The sequence below is a fragment of the Mesorhizobium sp. USDA 4775 genome, from assembly GCF_054062655.1.
In genome coordinates, this window is record NZ_JBSSFM010000001.1 from 2,816,633 (window position 1) to 2,833,147 (window position 16,515).

General features: G+C 63.8%; 13 protein-coding genes, 1 tRNA gene and 1 pseudogene. 9 read left to right on the forward strand and 6 right to left on the reverse strand.

Translation table 11 applies throughout. The features are described 5' to 3' along the window. Positions 1–48 precede the first annotated feature (48 nt). From ACVILI_RS13495 to smc, 3 genes are all read left to right on the forward strand, one after another. The gene (locus ACVILI_RS13495) at positions 49–558 is read left to right on the forward strand and encodes a DUF721 domain-containing protein (protein WP_019857012.1); all 510 of its coding nucleotides are present in this window, start codon (positions 49–51) and stop codon (positions 556–558) included. A gap of 154 nt (positions 559–712) precedes the next feature. Continuing rightward, the gene (locus tag ACVILI_RS13500) at positions 713–1,456 is read left to right on the forward strand and encodes a DsbA family protein (protein WP_027046623.1); all 744 of its coding nucleotides are present in this window, start codon (positions 713–715) and stop codon (positions 1,454–1,456) included. 117 nt (positions 1,457–1,573) lie between these two features. Next, positions 1,574–5,032, forward strand: a complete 3,459-nt coding sequence (gene smc, locus ACVILI_RS13505; RefSeq protein WP_038645441.1) for a chromosome segregation protein SMC — start codon at positions 1,574–1,576, stop codon at positions 5,030–5,032. A gap of 49 nt (positions 5,033–5,081) precedes the next feature. Here smc and ACVILI_RS13510 read toward each other — a convergent pair whose 3' ends face one another. From ACVILI_RS13510 to ACVILI_RS13520, 3 genes are all read right to left on the reverse strand, one after another. Continuing rightward, positions 5,082–5,450, reverse strand: a complete 369-nt coding sequence (locus tag ACVILI_RS13510; RefSeq protein WP_038645443.1) for a VanZ family protein — start codon at positions 5,448–5,450, stop codon at positions 5,082–5,084. Positions 5,451–5,562: 112 nt separating this feature from the next. After that, positions 5,563–5,637, reverse strand: a tRNA-Gln gene (locus ACVILI_RS13515). A 128-nt stretch (positions 5,638–5,765) separates the two neighbouring features. Beyond that, the gene (locus ACVILI_RS13520; RefSeq protein ID WP_038645446.1) at positions 5,766–6,110 is read right to left on the reverse strand and encodes a VOC family protein; all 345 of its coding nucleotides are present in this window, start codon (positions 6,108–6,110) and stop codon (positions 5,766–5,768) included. A gap of 225 nt (positions 6,111–6,335) precedes the next feature. Here ACVILI_RS13520 and ppdK point away from each other — a divergent pair. Beyond that, positions 6,336–9,015: pseudogene (gene ppdK / locus ACVILI_RS13525) on the forward strand (pyruvate, phosphate dikinase). Positions 9,016–9,223: 208 nt separating this feature from the next. Then, complete coding sequence (locus ACVILI_RS13530) at positions 9,224–9,964, forward strand: polysaccharide deacetylase family protein (RefSeq protein ID WP_027046625.1); 741 nt, start codon at positions 9,224–9,226, stop codon at positions 9,962–9,964. A 31-nt stretch (positions 9,965–9,995) separates the two neighbouring features. On the opposite strand, the gene ACVILI_RS13535 is transcribed toward ACVILI_RS13530, so the two are convergent. Beyond that, complete coding sequence (locus ACVILI_RS13535) at positions 9,996–10,385, reverse strand: DUF427 domain-containing protein (protein ID WP_019857019.1); 390 nt, start codon at positions 10,383–10,385, stop codon at positions 9,996–9,998. 131 nt (positions 10,386–10,516) lie between these two features. Continuing rightward, positions 10,517–10,873, reverse strand: a complete 357-nt coding sequence (locus tag ACVILI_RS13540) for a hypothetical protein (RefSeq protein ID WP_010914922.1) — start codon at positions 10,871–10,873, stop codon at positions 10,517–10,519. 323 nt (positions 10,874–11,196) lie between these two features. Here ACVILI_RS13540 and ACVILI_RS13545 point away from each other — a divergent pair, with 323 nt between their 5' ends. Next, positions 11,197–12,825, forward strand: a complete 1,629-nt coding sequence (locus ACVILI_RS13545; protein WP_038645452.1) for a fatty-acid--CoA ligase — start codon at positions 11,197–11,199, stop codon at positions 12,823–12,825. An 80-nt stretch (positions 12,826–12,905) separates the two neighbouring features. Then, entirely contained in the window at positions 12,906–13,691 is a 786-nt protein-coding gene (locus tag ACVILI_RS13550) for a DUF1499 domain-containing protein (protein WP_038645453.1), read from the forward strand. 51 nt (positions 13,692–13,742) lie between these two features. On the opposite strand, the gene ACVILI_RS13555 is transcribed toward ACVILI_RS13550, so the two are convergent. Beyond that, positions 13,743–14,651 (reverse strand): MBL fold metallo-hydrolase, encoded by a 909-nt coding sequence (locus ACVILI_RS13555; RefSeq protein ID WP_038645456.1) that lies wholly within the window; start codon positions 14,649–14,651, stop codon positions 13,743–13,745. 113 nt (positions 14,652–14,764) lie between these two features. On the opposite strand from ACVILI_RS13555, the gene ACVILI_RS13560 reads away from it, so the two are divergent. Then, on the forward strand, positions 14,765–15,355 hold the full coding sequence (locus ACVILI_RS13560; protein WP_027046626.1) for a biotin transporter BioY: 591 nt from the start codon (positions 14,765–14,767) through the stop codon (positions 15,353–15,355). A 64-nt stretch (positions 15,356–15,419) separates the two neighbouring features. Further along, positions 15,420–16,439 carry an NAD-dependent epimerase gene (locus tag ACVILI_RS13565; RefSeq protein WP_038645458.1) on the forward strand — a complete coding sequence of 340 codons (1,020 nt, stop codon included), beginning with the start codon at positions 15,420–15,422 and terminating at the stop codon, positions 16,437–16,439. Positions 16,440–16,515 lie beyond the last annotated feature (76 nt).

Genomic DNA, 16,515 nt, shown 5'->3' on the forward strand with positions numbered 1-16,515 from the left:
GTATTGGCCTTGCCGGTAATCTGCTGGGGTCGCGGCTGGAGAACGTACATGGCAGGGAGAACGCCCTACGGCAATCCCGTTCCGGTGAGCGATCTTGCCACCAAAATCCTCGACCCGGTGCTGCGCAAACGGGCAGGCATCTCGATTGGTCTCGTCCAGTCCTGGGAAGAGATCGCCGGGCCGCGCCTGGCCAGCCGCTCGCGGCCTGAGAAAATTCAATGGCCACGCCGCCTGCATGAGGACGATCCGTTCGAGCCGGCGGTATTGGTCATTGCCTGTGAAGGCATGGCAGCACTTCATCTGCAGCACGAGACCGGCGAGATCATCAACCGGGTCAACGCTTTCCTCGGCTTTACGGCAATAGGCCGCATCAGGATCGTGCAAAAACCGGTGACGACGGACAAGGGACGGCCTAAACCGACCTTCAGGCCGTTGACGGCGGCGGAGCAGACCAGACTGTCCAGTACGGTCGAACTGATCGAGGATGACGGGCTGCGCGCCTCGCTGGAAAGGCTTGGCGCAACCATTTTGGGTGAAAGGAAGTCAAAAACCCCTTGAAGACAGTCATGGATTCGTCGTCAACATCTCGCATTCGTGATCGCCTTTGTCAGGTTTCACGATTGGATTGGGGATGGAGATGCCTTAATTCGCGCCAACTCTCGCCTTTTCGTGCCTTTGCATTGCAAAATTCAACCCTTGTCAGGTGATTCGTATGAACCGTCCTCCGTTCGGCAAAAGTCTGTCTCGCAGAAACGTCCTGTCTTCGCTGGCCGCCATTCCGGCGGTGGCCCTGCTTGCCGCCTGCAGCGACTCCGGCGAGCAGGCCAAGGCGGCGGATGTGAAGCCCGCGGATCCGGCCGCTCCCGCAAAGCCCGCCACGCCGGCTGCCGCCAAGGTTCCCGAATCCCAGGGCAATGTCGATATGGCAGAACTGTTGAAGCCGGGCGCGCTGCCTGACAAGCAGCTCGGCAAGGATGACGCCAAGGTCACCATCGTCGAATACGCCTCGATGACCTGCCCGCATTGCGCGCATTTCGCCGAAACCACCTTCCCGGACCTGAAGACGAAGTACATCGACACCGGCAAGGCACGCTATATCCTGCGCGAATTCCCGTTCGACCCGAGCGCGGAAGCCGGTTTCATGCTGGCGCGCTGCGCCAAGGACAACTATTTCCCGATGGTGGACGTGCTGTTCAGGCAGCAGGCGAACTGGGTTGGCGTCTCGAACACCAAGGATGCGCTGCTGCAAATCTCGAAGCTCGCCGGTTTTACACAGGAGTCCTTCGAGGCCTGCTTGACGGACCAGAAACTTCTGGACGATGTGAGATCGGTCCAGAAGCGCGGCGCCAATGAATTCAAGGTCGACTCGACACCGACCTTCTTCATCAACGGTAAGACCTACAAAGGGGCGATGTCGATTGAGGAAATGTCGGCCATCATCGACCCTCTGCTCTGACGCTCGCGCAGCGCTGAAGCGGCAGCGCTTCGGCGTGCCCATCCATTTGCCTTGTCGCGGGCTCTATTCGCAAAACCGCGGAACACTTTTGCGGAACCCGCTTGCGGGGCGGCGCGAATGAAGTTTTCGCGCCTTCGCCTCCTCGGTTTCAAGTCCTTCGTCGAGCCCGGCGAGTTCGTCATCGAACGCGGCCTCACGGGTATTGTCGGGCCGAACGGCTGCGGCAAGTCGAACCTTGTCGAGGCGTTGCGCTGGGTGATGGGCGAAAGCTCCTACAAAAACATGCGCGCGTCCGGCATGGACGACGTCATCTTTTCCGGTTCAGGCACGCGGCCCGCCCGCAACACCGCCGAAGTCACGCTTTTCCTCGACAACAGTGATCGTTCGGCGCCCGCTGCGTTCAACGATGCCGACGAGTTGCAGGTGTCGCGCCGCATCGAGCGCGAGGCCGGCTCGCTCTACCGCATCAATGGCAAGGAAGCGCGCGCCAAGGATGTGCAGCTTCTGTTCGCTGATCAGTCGACTGGCGCGCGCTCGCCGTCGATGGTCGGGCAGGGCCGCATCGGTGAACTGATCCAGGCCAAGCCGCAGGCGCGCCGCGCGCTGCTCGAAGAGGCCGCCGGCATTTCCGGCCTGCACACCCGCCGCCACGAGGCGGAACTGCGGCTGAAGGCGGCCGAACAGAATTTGGAACGCCTGGACGACGTCGTCGGCGAATTGGAAAGCCAGATCGAAAGCCTGAAGCGCCAGGCGCGCCAGGCCTCGCGCTTCAAGAACCTGTCGGCCGATATCCGCAAGGCCGAAGCGACATTGCTGCATCTGCGCTGGACGCTCGCCAAGACACAGGAAGGCGAGGCACGTTCCGCGCTGGCTGTTGCCACGGCACTGGTCGGCGACCGCGCCGCCGCGCAGATGAACGCGGCCAAGGAGCAGGGCATCAGCGCTCATCGCCTGCCCGATCTGCGCGACGCGGAAGCCGCCGCTGCCGCCGCCTTCCAGCGCCTGTCGATCGCCAGGTCGCAGATCGAGGAGGAAGCCGGCCGCATTCGCAACCGCCAGGCCGAAATCGAGCGCCGCCTGCAGCAGCTCGACGGCGACATCGCTCGCGAGGAGCGGATGGTGCGCGACAATGCCGATGTCCTCGAACGGCTGCGCACCGAAGAAGCCACGCTGAATTCCGAGAACGCCGGCGCCGCGGAGCGCGAGGCCACCACCCGCGCGGCTTTCGAACAGGCGGCATCGACGTTGGCGCAAAGCGAAGCCAGGCTTGCCGCGCTGACCGCCGAACGGGCCGAGGCCGCCGCTTCGCGCCATCAGATCGAGCGCACGCTGCGCGAAACGGCCGAGCGCCGCGACCGCTTCGCCCGCCAGCTCGCCGAGGTCGACCGCGAATTGTCGGATATCCTCTCCAAGGTCGCCGGCCTGCCGGATCCGGCCGAAAAGCGCGTGCTGGTCGAACAGGCCATGGCGCTGCTGGAAGAATCCGAAGCCGCCGTGGCGCAGGCCGAACAATCGGTCATCGATGCCCGAGCCGACGAAAGCGCTGCCCGCCCGCCGCTTCAGGACGCCAGGGCCGAACTGGCGCGGATCGAGACCGAAGCACGCACGCTGGCCAAGATCCTCAATGCCGCCAGTGGCGATCTCTTCCCTTCGGTACTGGAGCAAATCAGTGTCGAGCGCGGCTTCGAGACGGCGCTGGGTGCTGCCCTTGGCGAAGACCTCGACGTGCCGCTCGACCGCAGCGCGCCGGCGCATTGGGGCGAAAGCCAGATCCAGCCGGGCGACGCGGCACTGCCGGAAGGCATCAAGAGCCTGGCCAGCGTGGTTCGCGCCCCGGCGCAGCTTGCCCGCCGCCTGGCGCAGATCGGCATCGTCGAGGCCGCTGACGGCCGCCGGCTCCAGGCGCTGCTTGCGCCCGGCCAGAGACTGGTCAGCCGTGAAGGCGCGCTCTGGCGCTGGGACGGCCTGACCGCCAGCGCCGATGCGCCGACGGCCGCCGCACAAAGGCTGGCGCAGAAGAACCGGCTTGCCGAACTTGATGCCGAAGCAGTGCAAGCGACACTTGTGCTGCGCCAGGCTGAGGATGCGCTAGCACGGGCCGAGCAGGCGCTTCGCCAGGCAAGCGAGGCCGAACGCAACACGCGCCAGGCTGGACGCGACGCTCAGCACCGGCTGGATGCGGCCCGCAATGCGCTGGCCGAGGCCGAAAAGGCCGGCGGCGAGCTGGCGAGCCGGCGCGCGGCACTCGATGAGGCGCGCGCGCGCATCGTCGACAGCCATGAGGAAACCTCGGCGGCCTTCGTCGAGGCCGAAATGCTGCTGCAGGACGCGCCCGATCTCGGCGACCTGCAATTGCAGCTTGAACAGTCCTCGGCCAATGTCTCCCGCGACCGCGCCACGCTTGCCGACGCGCGGGCCGTCCATGAAGGGCTGCGGCGCGAGGCCGAGGCGCGGACGCGCCGGCTCGATGCCATCGGTGCCGAGCGCAGCAACTGGCTGGTACGCGCCGAAAACGCCTCGACCCAGATCGCCTCGCTCGGCGAGCGCAAGGCCGAGGCCGAGGCCGAGCGCGAACGGCTGGCCGATGCGCCCGATGAGATCGATGCCAAGCGGCGCGCGCTGCTGTCGCAGCTCACCGAGGCCGAGACCTTGCGCAAGGCGGCCGCCGACCGGCTGCAGGAAGCGGAAAACCGGCAGGCCGAACTGGACAAGGGAGCCACATCGGCCATCCAGTCGCTGGCCGAGGCGCGTGAGACCCGTGCCCGCGCCGAGGAAAGGCTGACGGCGGCCGACGAGCGCCGGCTCGAGGTCGAGGCGCGTATCCAGGAAACGCTGAACACGCCGCCGCATCTGGTCATCCGCCATACCGGCCTGGAAGCCGACGACCCGATCCCCGAAATGGCCGAGATAGAACGCCAGCTTGACCGGTTGAAGATCGAGCGCGAACGGCTCGGCGCCGTCAATCTGCGCGCCGAGGAAGAGCAGAAGGAGCTCTCCGACCGGCTCGAAGCGATCGTTACCGAGCGCGAGGATATCATCGAGGCGATCCGCAAGCTGCGGCAGGCGATCCAGAGCCTCAACCGCGAAGGCCGCGAGCGGCTGCTCGCCGCCTTCGATGTGGTCAACAGCCACTTCCAGCGGCTGTTCTCGCATCTGTTCGGCGGCGGCACGGCGGAATTGCAGCTGATCGAGTCCGACGATCCGCTCGAGGCAGGGCTTGAAATCCTTGCCCGCCCGCCCGGCAAGAAGCCGCAGACCATGACGCTGCTGTCCGGTGGCGAGCAGGCGCTGACGGCGATGTCGCTGATCTTCGCCGTCTTCCTGACCAATCCGGCGCCGATCTGCGTGCTCGACGAAGTCGACGCGCCGCTCGACGATCACAATGTCGAGCGCTTCTGCAATCTCATGGACGAGATGGCCAAGACCACCGAGACGCGCTTCGTCATCATCACCCACAATCCGATCACCATGGCACGCATGGACCGGCTGTTTGGCGTGACCATGGCCGAGCAGGGCGTCAGCCAGCTCGTTTCGGTCGACCTTCAGGCCGCCGAGGCGATGCGCGAGGCGAGCTGAAGCGTTCGGATTGGCGGCTCCGGCCAGCAGAGCAGGGTGCGGTTGGCTATCAGCCTTTGCGGCGCATGACCCAATTTACACACAGCGCGACCACGAGGCCGCCCGCAATGCCGATGCAATCGGCAACCCAGTCGAACATGTCGAGATCGCGGTCTATCAGCGTCGTGCCCTGAAGGACTTCGATGGCGGCCCCGACCAGCGCCAGGAAAATGACCAGCGTGACTATGCGCCTGGGCCAGCCAAAAGCTCCAAGAGCAGCCAGGGTGGCGAATGCGCTGGCGTGATTGACCCTGTCATTTTCGAAACCGATATCGAACCCGAATTCCTGAAGCTCGGGCACTGGCAGTAGTGCGAGGACCAGAACCGCAACGAGCGTGACGATAAAGGCGGTCGATATGGCCACCGAATAAAAGTTCATCTGCTCCAACAATCTTCGAAGAGAGCTGACATCGGTCCGAGGCCTTGAGCCGCAGGACGATCCAGGCCAAGCACGGATCAGGCCGCGGCGCAACCATCCGGTGGCAATGGGATGGCTGGGGCGCCAGGATTCGAACCTGGGAATGTCGGTACCAAAAACCGATGCCTTACCACTTGGCGACGCCCCAATAGCCGTCAGAGTCGCTTGTGCGGCGCGTTATTAGCAGAGCAGCCGAAAAGCACAATGGTTATGAGCGATGGCAGGAACGCCCAAATCGAGCAATCCACAAATGCCACCGGATCCCATTCGGGAAGGCTATTTGCCCCAGACAGCCAGCTCGTTGCCGGCCGGATCGACGAAGTGGAAGCGCCGGCCGCCGGGAAACGGGAAGATCGGCTTGATGATCGTGCCGCCTGCACTTTCGACGGCGCCGAGGGTTTCCTCGAGGTCGTCGCTATAGAGCACTGGCAGTGGCTGGGCAGGTGCTTCCGCGGTATCCGCCTGAAAACCGCCATCCAGACCCTCGGCAAAGGCCGAATAGGTCGGCCCGTAGTCGGTGAACGACCAGGCAAAGGCGGCACTGTAGAAAGCCTTCAACCGGTCCAGCGTGCCGCCGGTCGCCGGCATTTCCAGATAGTCGAGCTTTCCAGTCAGTTTCATGGGGCACCTTTTTGTTCCCTTTATGTTCTAGTCATCAAGTGGTGAGGTGGCAAGTCTTTTTGACGCATGCCGAAGCGAGGCTTTTTCTTAATCGATTGTAGCGGCGGGACGGCTCTGCCGGCGCTTGCCTTTCGCACTGCAGCATCATATCGCTCCAAAGTCGGACCAGGGTGGAACTTTCCGTTTCGCCAATCTTTCCAATCTCCTGCAACCGGAGAGCAAAGCATGACCAAATGGGTTTTCACCTTTGGCGATGGTGCGGCGGAAGGCCGTGCCGGCGACAAGAATCTGCTGGGCGGCAAGGGAGCCAACCTGGCCGAGATGTGCAGCCTGGGCCTGCCGGTGCCGCCAGGCTTCACCATCACCACCGAGGTCTGCAATGCCTATTATGCCAATGGCCGCGCCTATCCGGCGGGGCTGGAAGGCGATGTCGCGGTCGCGCTCGATCACATCGGCCGGCTGACCGGCCGCCGGTTCGGCGATCCTTCGAAGCTGCTGCTGGTGTCGGTGCGCTCCGGAGCTCGCGCCTCGATGCCGGGCATGATGGACACCGTGCTCAATCTTGGCCTCAACGACGAAACGGTCGAGGCGCTGGCCACCGATTCCGGCGATGCGCGCTTTGCCTATGACAGCTACCGCCGCTTCATCCAGATGTATTCCGATGTCGTCATGGGCCTCGATCACGAGGTGTTCGAGGAAATCCTCGAAGACCAGAAGGCAAGCCTCGGCCATGAGCTCGACACCGAACTGACGGCCATCGAATGGCAAGGCGTCATCGCGCTCTACAAGGCCAAGGTCGAGGAAGAGCTCGGCAGGCCGTTCCCGCAGGATCCACAGGAGCAGCTCTGGGGCGCCATCGGCGCGGTGTTCTCGAGCTGGATGAACAACCGCGCCATCACCTACCGTCGCCTGCACGACATTCCCGAAAGCTGGGGCACGGCGGTCAACGTCCAGGCCATGGTGTTCGGCAATATGGGCGAGACCTCGGCCACCGGCGTCGCCTTCACGCGCAACCCTTCGACCGGCGAAAAGCAGCTCTATGGCGAATTCCTGGTGAACGCACAGGGCGAGGATGTCGTCGCCGGCATCCGCACGCCGCAGAACATCACCGAAGCCGCCCGCATCGCAGCCGGTTTCCGACAAGCCGTCGCTGCAGAAGCTGATGCCGGACGCCTTCCAATCCTTCGTCACCATCTCCGACAGCCTGGAAAAGCACTATCGCGACATGCAGGACCTCGAATTCACCATCGAGCGCGGCAAGTTGTGGATGTTGCAGACCCGCTCGGGCAAGCGCACCGCCAAGGCGGCGCTGAAGATTGCCGTCGAAATGGCAAGGGACGGCCTGATCACGAAGGAGGAAGCCGTCGCCCGCATCGATCCGGCCTCGCTCGACCAATTGCTCCACCCGACCATCGACCCGAAGGCCGCGCGCGACGTCATCGGCGTCGGCCTGCCGGCCTCGCCTGGCGCTGCCACCGGCGAGATCGTCTTTTCCTCCGGCGATGCGGAAGACTTGAAGGCACAGGGCCGCAAGGCGATCCTGGTGCGCATCGAGACCAGCCCCGAGGACATCCACGGCATGCACGCCGCGGAAGGTATCCTGACCACGCGCGGAGGCATGACCAGCCATGCCGCCGTCGTCGCGCGCGGCATGGGCAAGCCTTGCGTGTCTGGCGCCGGCTCGCTGCGCGTCGACTACAAGGCCGGCACGCTGCTCTCGATGGGGCAGACCTTCCGCAAGGGCGACATCATCACCATCGACGGCGGCAACGGCCAGGTGCTGAAGGGCGCCGTGGCGATGCTGCAGCCCGAACTGTCCGGCGATTTTGCCGCCATCATGGAATGGGCGGACGCCGTGCGCCGCATGAAGGTGCGCACCAATGCCGAAACCCCGCTCGATGCCCGCATGGCGCGTTCTTTCGGCGCTGAAGGCATCGGTCTCTGCCGCACCGAGCACATGTTCTTCGACGGCGCCCGCATCGTCGCCATGCGCGAGATGATCCTGGCCGACACCGAAAAGGATCGGCGCGCCGCCCTTGCCAAGCTTCTGCCCATGCAGCGCTCGGATTTCCTGGAATTGTTCGAGATCATGGCCGGCCTGCCGGTGACAATACGCTTGCTCGATCCGCCGCTGCATGAATTCCTGCCCAAGACCGAGGCCGAAATCGCCGAGGTCGCGGCCGTCATGAATGTGTCGCCCGACAAGCTCAGGCAGCGCACCGAGGCCTTGCACGAATTCAATCCGATGCTCGGCCATCGCGGCTGCCGGCTGGCCGTCTCCTATCCCGAGATCGCCGAGATGCAGGCACGCGCCATTTTCGAGGCCGCCGTCGAGGCCGGCCAGAAGGCCGGCGCGCTGGTCGTCCCCGAAATCATGGTGCCGCTGGTCGGCCTGGTGAAGGAGCTCGACTATGTGAAGGCGCGCATCGATGCGGTCGCCAAGAGCGTCATGGAGGAGAGCGGCGTCAAGATCGACTACCTCACCGGCACGATGATCGAACTGCCGCGCGCGGCGATCCGCGCCCATGTCATCGCCGCTACAGCCGAGTTCTTCTCCTTCGGCACCAATGACCTCACCCAGACCACGTTCGGCATCTCGCGCGACGATGCGGCCTCGTTCCTGGAGACCTACCGCCAGAAAGGCATCATCGAGCAGGATCCATTCGTCTCGCTCGACATCGACGGCGTAGGGGAATTGGTGCGCATGGCCGCGCAAAAGGGCAGGGCGACGCGCCCCGACATCAAGCTCGGCATCTGCGGCGAACATGGCGGCGACCCGGCATCGATCCGCTTCTGCGAGGAGGTCGGGCTCGACTATGTGTCGTGCTCGCCCTATCGCGTGCCGATCGCCAGGCTGGCGGCCGCGCAGGCCGCGGTACAGGTGGCGAAAGCGGGGCGCGGATAGGGAGATCAAGGCATTGCGTAATCGCACCGAGATGAAGCGGCAACGCGCTGTCTGAAGGGCAACGGCTCGTCAGGCTGCCGAAATGGCGCGTGCACCAGGGCAGTCAAATTGCCGCGCCATGCATTTTTCTGCTATCCATCGTCCGATTTCCGCCTTCATGCGGGTCTTTGGATGCCGGCTTGAAATCGCCAATCAGGAATTCGGTTTGATGCGTCTGCTGCAAAGACATCTCTGCATGATCGCCATGTCGTTGGTGGCTGTATCCAGCGCCCATGCCGCGACGCTGGTCGAGCCCACGCTGCACATCAAGCCCGCGGCGAGCGGAGCGGGCCGCGTTGCGCTCACGCTCGATGCTTGCGACGGACGGACCGACACACGCATTCTCTCGGCCCTGGTGGAAAACAAGATCCCCGCCACCATTTTCGTCACCGGCATCTGGCTGAAGCGCAATGCCGCGGCCGTCGAGATCATGCGGGCGCATCCAGACCTTTTCGAACTGGAAAATCACGGCGGCCGCCACATTCCGGCGGTCGACACGCCACAGAAGATCTATGGCATAAAGAGCGCCGGCAGCCCGGATGCCGTGCTGGCCGAAGTCGAGTCGGGGGCCGCGGCACTCGCCAGGACCGGCGAGCCGACGCCCAAATGGTTCCGCGGTGCAACTGCCGAATACAGCCCCTCGGCGATCGCGATGATCCGCAAGCTCGGCTTCAAGATTGCCGGCTTCTCGATCAATGGCGATGGCGGTTCGCTGCTCGGCGCCAAGGAAACCGCCAAGCGCATCGCCGCGGCCAAGGACGGCGACGTCATCATCTCACACATCAACCAGCCGACCCACGCCGCCGGCCAGGGCGTGGTGCAAGGCCTGCTGGCGCTGAAAGCCAAAGGCATGATCTTCGTGCGCCTCGACGATGCCGACGGCACAGGCAATCACGGCACCACGGACTAATTCCGCAGGACGAGCTGGAACTGACCCCTACTCAACCCGGCGTGGCTTCGATTGTCACCTTGCTGGCGTAGAAAGCACCGTGGTCGCGGATTTCGGTCATTTCGTCGAAAGGCCGCTCATAGGCCCACATCGCGTTCTGACCGGCTTCGCCGGCAGGCAGCACGCTCCAATAGCTGGCATCGCCCTTGTAAGGGCAATGGGTCGAGTGTTCGGTGCCGCTCAGCCTGTCGAAATCGATGTCGGCGAACGGAATGTAGAAGACGGCGGGATAGGGCGCTTCGCTCAGGACCTTGGCCTTCGTGGACGACGCGATGACCGTATCGCCAGCGCGCACCGTGACGGTGCCGACATAGGGTTCGATGGTGATGATCTTGTCGGGGTTGCGCTGGAAGCCGGGTGCCGGGTTGGCGATCTTGTCCATGCTGGTTCTCCTTGCGTGGCCCCTTAAAGTGTGGCGGGCACAGCTGTTGCGCAAGGTGGGTTCACATCACGAAAACAGGCGCGCCAATCACCAAGGCGTGGCGCTGCAGCGCTTCGAGTGGCAGCCGTGGCTCAGGCGGCGGTCTTGAATGCGTCCATCAGTCCGGCATAGGCGGCCGCGATGCCCGCAACCGGGTTGCTGCTCCTGGAAACGGTCTCGACCTTCAGCGAGCCGCCGCCGGTCGGCAAGGTGAGCAGCAGGAACTGGCGATTGCCTCCAGCGCCGACGGATGCGGCCGCGACGTGCTGGCCTTCCCCCTCGTTCTGGACGCACATCTTGAACAGGAGCGTGCCGCCGACCGCTTCGAGCGCGCCGCCGACAACTTCAACAAATTCGTCTTCGGAAACAGTCTTTTCGTCCGGCACCAGATCGGCCAGGCTTTCGGCAAGTGTGCTCTCAAGGGCTTTGTCGTCGAGCTGCGTGTCCATGCGAACCTCTTTCAGTCGCCAATCGCCCCCTTTACCCGTTAACGAAGCTTAACGCCGACGATGGCCGGATTGTGGCGGATTTCCCAGTCAATTCGTGGGATAGGACACCGTAGCGCCTGCAGTGTTTTCGACCCTCCTGCCATCGCGGTGGCACGAATGCCCAGCAGTCCAAAATCCAAAACATGTCAAAATTCAACTGCTTGCCGTTGCGGCACGGACCCTGAAATTCGTGTGCCGCGCGAGCGGGTGACTGGACAATCCGCCGGTTCGCTTCACAATGCGCCAAAGCTACGACGCAAAATGCGCGAGGGAGGAGGAACCGGATGCTGGGGCTGATGCAGGAATGGCCGCTGCTGTGCCACAAGCTTATCGACAACGCCGAACGGCAACATGGGGTGCGCGAGATCGTATCGCGCTCGATCGAGGGGCCGATCGTGCGCACCACCTACGCCGACATCCATCGTCGTTCTCTCAAGGTCGCCCAGCGGCTGGAGCGGGACGGCTATGGCTTGGGCGACCGGATCGCCACGCTGGCCTGGAACACGGCGCGCCACCTCGAGGCCTGGTACGGCATCATGGGCGTCGGCGCGATCTATCACACGCTCAATCCGCGCCTGTTTCCCGAGCAGATCGTCTGGATCATGAACCATGCCGAGGACAAGGCGGTCTTCGTCGACCTCACCTTCATTCCTTTGCTGGAAAAGATCGCCGGTGCCGTCAAATCGCTGAAGAAGGTGATCGTGCTGACCGACAAGGTGCACATGCCACAGACGACCTTGCCCAATGCCGTCGCCTATGAGGACTGGCTTGACGAGGCCGATGGCGACTTCGCCTGGAAGGCCTTCGACGAAGGCACCGCCGCCGGCATGTGCTACACATCAGGCACCACAGGCGATCCCAAGGGCGTCGTCTACAGCCACCGCTCTAACGTGCTGCACGCCATGATCGCCGCCATGCCCGACGCGATGGGCCTGTCGTCGCGCGACACGATCCTGCCGGTTGTGCCGATGTTCCACGCCAATGCCTGGGGCCTTGGCCAGAGCGGGCCGATGATCGGCGCCAAGCTGGTCATGCCCGGCTGCAAGATGGACGGCGCCTCGATCTATGAGTTGCTCGACACCGAGAAGGTAACCTTCAGCGCCGCCGTACCGACCGTCTGGATGATGCTGCTGCAATATCTGGAGGAGACCGGCAAGAAGCTTCCCTATCTCAACAAGGTCGTCATCGGCGGTTCTGCCTGTCCACGCGCGATCATGACGAAGTTCCATGACGATTACGGTGTCGAGGTCATCCATGCCTGGGGCATGACTGAAATGTCGCCGCTCGGCACGCTGTGTACCTTGAAGCCGGAATATACCGCTCTCCAGGGCGAGGCTCGGCTTGATATCAAGCAAAAGCAGGGCTACCCGCCCTTCGGCGTCGAAATGAAGGTGACCGATGACGAGAACAATGCGCAACCCTGGGATGGCAAGACCTTTGGCCGCCTGAAAGTGCGCGGCCCGGCCGTCGCTCGCGCCTATTATGGTGGCGCCGGGGCGGAGCAATTCGATGAGGACGGCTGGTTCGATACCGGAGATGTCGCTCACATCGACGCCGGCGGCTACATGCAGATCACCGATCGTGCCAAGGACGTCATCAAGTCCGGCGGCGAATGGATTTCGACCATCGATCTCGAGAATCTGGCCGTCGGCCACCCGGACGTGGCGGAAGCTGCGGCGATCGGCGTCCATCATTCGAAATGGGGCGAGCGGCCCTTGCTGGTCGTCGTTACCAAGCCCGGCAAGGAGCCGACCAAGGCGGATATTCTCCACTTCATGGATGGCAAGGTGGCCAAGTGGTGGATGCCCGACGATGTCGCCTTCGTCGGCGAAATACCGCATACCGCCACCGGCAAGATCCAGAAGATCACCTTGCGCCAGCAGTTCAGGGACTACCGCTTGCCGACGGATTGAGGGGATGTTGCGTGTTTCGGCTTCAAGCCGCCGCGAAAAGGCACTAAACCTCCGTCCGGGTTGGGGCAACGCAGAGAACCATGGTTAGCATTCCCGAACGGCGAACGTCGAAGGCTGCCGGCTGGTCGCGGCGCACGGCCGCGTTTTCAGCGGTGCTTTTGCTGACCGACTTCGCCGGCCACCGCTTCGATCTCGTCGAGACGCCGGTGTTCCTGTGGGTGCTCGGCATCGTCGCGCTGCTCGCGGCGCTGGCGCTGCTGTTCGCCGCCTTTGCCTTTTCGAGACTATGGAAATTCGGCGATCGCGGCGGCCGCGACCTGACCGTCGGCGCCTTGCTGGCACTGCTGGTGCTGGCCCCCTATGGCGTTGCCGCCTACTGGGCGACGATCTATCCGCCGCTCAGGGACATTTCGACCGATTTCGATGAGCCGCCCGCGCTCGACGTCAGCGAGCGGACAAAGGACATGAATGTGCTGTCCCCATCGACGCCGGGCGAACAGAGGCTGCAGGCCGACAGCTATCCATTGGTCACCGCGCGCAGCTACGACCTGCCATTCGAGACCATCGTCAATGCCGTCGAAACCGTGCTCGACCGGCGCAGTTGGGATCTTTCCGAACCCTATCCCGACCTTGCCGGGCAAAGCGACGTGACCATCACCGCTGTCGCCAAGGGTTTCGTGCTCGGCCTTCCGGCCGATGTGGCGATCCGTGTGACGGACGATGGCGATAGCGTGATCGTCGACATGCGGTCGGCCTCGCGTTACGGCCGCTACGACCTTGGTGACAATGCCGCGCGCATCACCGATTTCTTGGCGGAACTGGATCAGGAAGTCGCCGGCCAGGTCGGAGCGGCTCCGGCCGAATAGGCATTTTCCCACGGATCCAGCGCCTTCGGGAGCCCCCCGGGGAGGCAGGCCCTATCGGGCTGGGATGAAAATGCCGTCGATAGCGGGGGCGGCGTCTGTCGATACCATCCCGCGCGCCACCAGGTCCTCGAGATGGGCAAGTACCGACAGTCCGGCGGCACCATGCAGCCGGGGATCGGTGTCGCGATAGATCGACTTCACCATGTCGGGAATCGTCCGGTCGCCGGCTCTGACCCGCTCCAATATGGCCCGCTCGCGCATCTTGCGATGGGTCTTCAGTCCCCGCATGAAAGCGCGCGGCTTCGTCACCGGCCCGCCGTGCCCAGGCAGCAGCAGGCGGTCGTCGCGCTCGATCAGGCGGTCCAGCGATGCCATGTAGTCGGCCATGGCCCCGTCCGGCGGCGCGACAATCGATGTCGCCCACGCCATGACATGATCGGCCGAAAACAGGATGCCGGTTTCTTCCAGCGCGAACACCGCGTGATTGGCGGTGTGGCCGGGGGTCAGAACCGTACGGATCGCCCAGCCGTCGCCGGCGACCAACGCGCCGTCCGGGAGTGCGATGTCGGGAATGAAAGCGGTGTCGGCGCTGGCGTCGAGCGCATTGGTCTCGCCGATATGCAGTGGCCTCGCCGGCCGGTGCGACCCTTCCGCCATCACCAAAGCACCGGTGCGCTCCTTCAGCCGGGCCGCCAGCGGGGAATGGTCGCGATGCGTGTGGCTGACGAAGATATGGCTGACCGGCCTGCCGGCGATCACGCCGAGCAAGGTCTGAAGATGCGCCTCGTCATCCGGCCCGGGATCGATGACCGCCAGCGTGTCGCGCCCGATGACATAGCTGTTGGTGCCATGAAAGGTGAAGGGGCTGGGGTTCCGGACCGTGACGCGCTGCACGTCCGGGCCGACGTTCACGCCCTGGCCGTAGTGCGGATCGAAGCTGGTATCGAATTTGAGAGCCATGTCGGCACATTGTTCCCGGAACGGCAAAACCGATTGCCGCATAGCACGCAAGCCAATATAGGAAAACGCAGGACCGCGATTATAGGATCGCGCTAGACCGAATGGGGAAGACCATGGCAACTGCAACGACGATGCGCCCGCTTGTTTCTCTGGCTTTGCCGCAGGAAGGCGCGGCGCGACTGGCAACACAGCTTTTCCTGGCGATTGCCGGAACGCTGCTGCTGACCCTGTCGGCCAAGACCAAGGTTGTGCTGGGGCCCGTCGACATCTCGATGCAGACGCTCGCCGTCTTGCTGATCGCCGCCGCCTTCGGCCTTCGCCTCGGCGTCGCCACGCTGCTGCTCTACATGGCGGAAGGCGCCATGGGCTTCCCGGTCTTCCAGGGCACGCCTGAGAAGGGCATTGGCCTTGCCTACATGGTCGGCCCGACGGGTGGCTATCTCGCGGGCTTTGTCGTCATGGCGGCGATTGTCGGCTGGGCCGCGGATCGCGGCTGGGATCGCCACCCGATCAAGCTTTTCAACGCTATGCTGGTTGCCGAAGTGGTGATGATGGCGATGGGCTTTGCCTGGCTGGCGTTGCTGATCGGCCCGGAAAAGTCCTGGCAGTTCGGCGTCGTGCCGTTCATCGTCGGCGACCTCATCAAGGTTGCGCTGGCGGCAAGCCTTGTGCCGGCCGTCTGGTCGCTGCTGAAACGCTCCTGAGGTCTGTAGGAAGATTGGCGTGCCATAGACGTCAGGGATCCATTCCCGAGGATGGGCGCTTCCGATGAAGGTTCTGGTCACCGGCGCCGCCGGCTTCATAGGCTATCATGTCGCCAGGCGGCTTCTGGAGCGTGGCGACGAGGTTGTCGGCATCGACAGCGTCAACGACTACTATGACCCGCGGATCAAGCAGGCGCGGCTGCGGCTGCTGGCCGAAGCCAGCCAACGCACCAATGCCGGCTATCATTTCATCCACGGCAATCTTGCAAACAGCGAAATCGTGGACGGCTGCTTTGCCGCTCACGGCTTTGATCGGGTGATCCATCTCGCCGCCCAGGCAGGGGTGCGCTACAGCCTGGAAAACCCGCGCGCCTATGTCGAAAGCAACATCGTCGCTTTCACCAACATGCTGGAGGCCTGCCGCAATGCCGGCATAGCGCACCTGACCTATGCCAGCACCTCGAGCGTTTACGGCGCCAACACCGACATGCCGTTTTCCGAGCACCGCCCGGCCGATCATCCGCTGCAGTTCTACGCCGCGACCAAGCGCGCCAACGAGCTGATGGCGCACAGCTACAGCCATCTGTTCGGGCTGCCGACGACCGGGCTGCGGTTCTTCACCGTGTATGGCCCCTGGGGGCGCCCCGACATGGCGCTGTTCCTGTTCACCAGGAGCATTCTGGCCGGCGAGCCGATCAAGCTGTTCAACAATGGCAACCACACGCGCGATTTCACCTATATCGACGACATCGCCGAAGGTGTGATCCGGACCAGCGACAGCCCTGCAGCCGGCAATCCCGCCTGGGATTCCGGTCATCCGGATCCGGCAACGAGCAGCGCGCCCTGGCGCATCTTCAACATCGGCAACAACAATCCGGTGAGGCTGACCGCCTATGTCGAGGCGTTGGAAAGCGCGCTTGGCCGCAAGGCCGTCATAGAACTCTTGCCGCTGCAGGCCGGCGACGTGCCGGACACATTCGCCGACACTTCCGCGCTGCAGGAGGCTGTTGGCTACCGCCCCGGCACGTCCGTGGCAGACGGGGTAGGGCGGTTCGTCGAGTGGTACCAGGCGTATTTTGGGTAGGGGTGGCGGAGGTCATGTCCTGGCGTGCGAAACAGACCTCTCCTGTGCCGGGTGCCGCATTGACAAGCCATTGAAT

Bases quoted from the DNA above. Each gene is read 5' to 3' on its own strand.
- ACVILI_RS13555 (WP_038645456.1), bottom strand. From the start codon at position 14,651: ATGGCTCTCAAATTCGATACCAGCTTCGATCCGCACTACGGCCAGGGC.
- smc (WP_038645441.1), top strand. From the start codon at position 1,574: ATGAAGTTTTCGCGCCTTCGCCTCCTCGGTTTCAAGTCCTTCGTCGAG.
- ACVILI_RS13565 (WP_038645458.1), top strand. From the start codon at position 15,420: ATGAAGGTTCTGGTCACCGGCGCCGCCGGCTTCATAGGCTATCATGTC.
- ACVILI_RS13535 (WP_019857019.1), bottom strand. From the start codon at position 10,385: ATGGACAAGATCGCCAACCCGGCACCCGGCTTCCAGCGCAACCCCGAC.
- ACVILI_RS13550 (WP_038645453.1), top strand. From the start codon at position 12,906: ATGGTTAGCATTCCCGAACGGCGAACGTCGAAGGCTGCCGGCTGGTCG.
- ACVILI_RS13540 (WP_010914922.1), bottom strand. From the start codon at position 10,873: ATGGACACGCAGCTCGACGACAAAGCCCTTGAGAGCACACTTGCCGAA.
- ACVILI_RS13545 (WP_038645452.1), top strand. From the start codon at position 11,197: ATGCTGGGGCTGATGCAGGAATGGCCGCTGCTGTGCCACAAGCTTATC.
- ACVILI_RS13495 (WP_019857012.1), top strand. From the start codon at position 49: ATGGCAGGGAGAACGCCCTACGGCAATCCCGTTCCGGTGAGCGATCTT.
- ACVILI_RS13520 (WP_038645446.1), bottom strand. From the start codon at position 6,110: ATGAAACTGACTGGAAAGCTCGACTATCTGGAAATGCCGGCGACCGGC.
- ACVILI_RS13530 (WP_027046625.1), top strand. From the start codon at position 9,224: ATGCGTCTGCTGCAAAGACATCTCTGCATGATCGCCATGTCGTTGGTG.
- ACVILI_RS13560 (WP_027046626.1), top strand. From the start codon at position 14,765: ATGGCAACTGCAACGACGATGCGCCCGCTTGTTTCTCTGGCTTTGCCG.
- ACVILI_RS13510 (WP_038645443.1), bottom strand. From the start codon at position 5,450: ATGAACTTTTATTCGGTGGCCATATCGACCGCCTTTATCGTCACGCTC.
- ACVILI_RS13500 (WP_027046623.1), top strand. From the start codon at position 713: ATGAACCGTCCTCCGTTCGGCAAAAGTCTGTCTCGCAGAAACGTCCTG.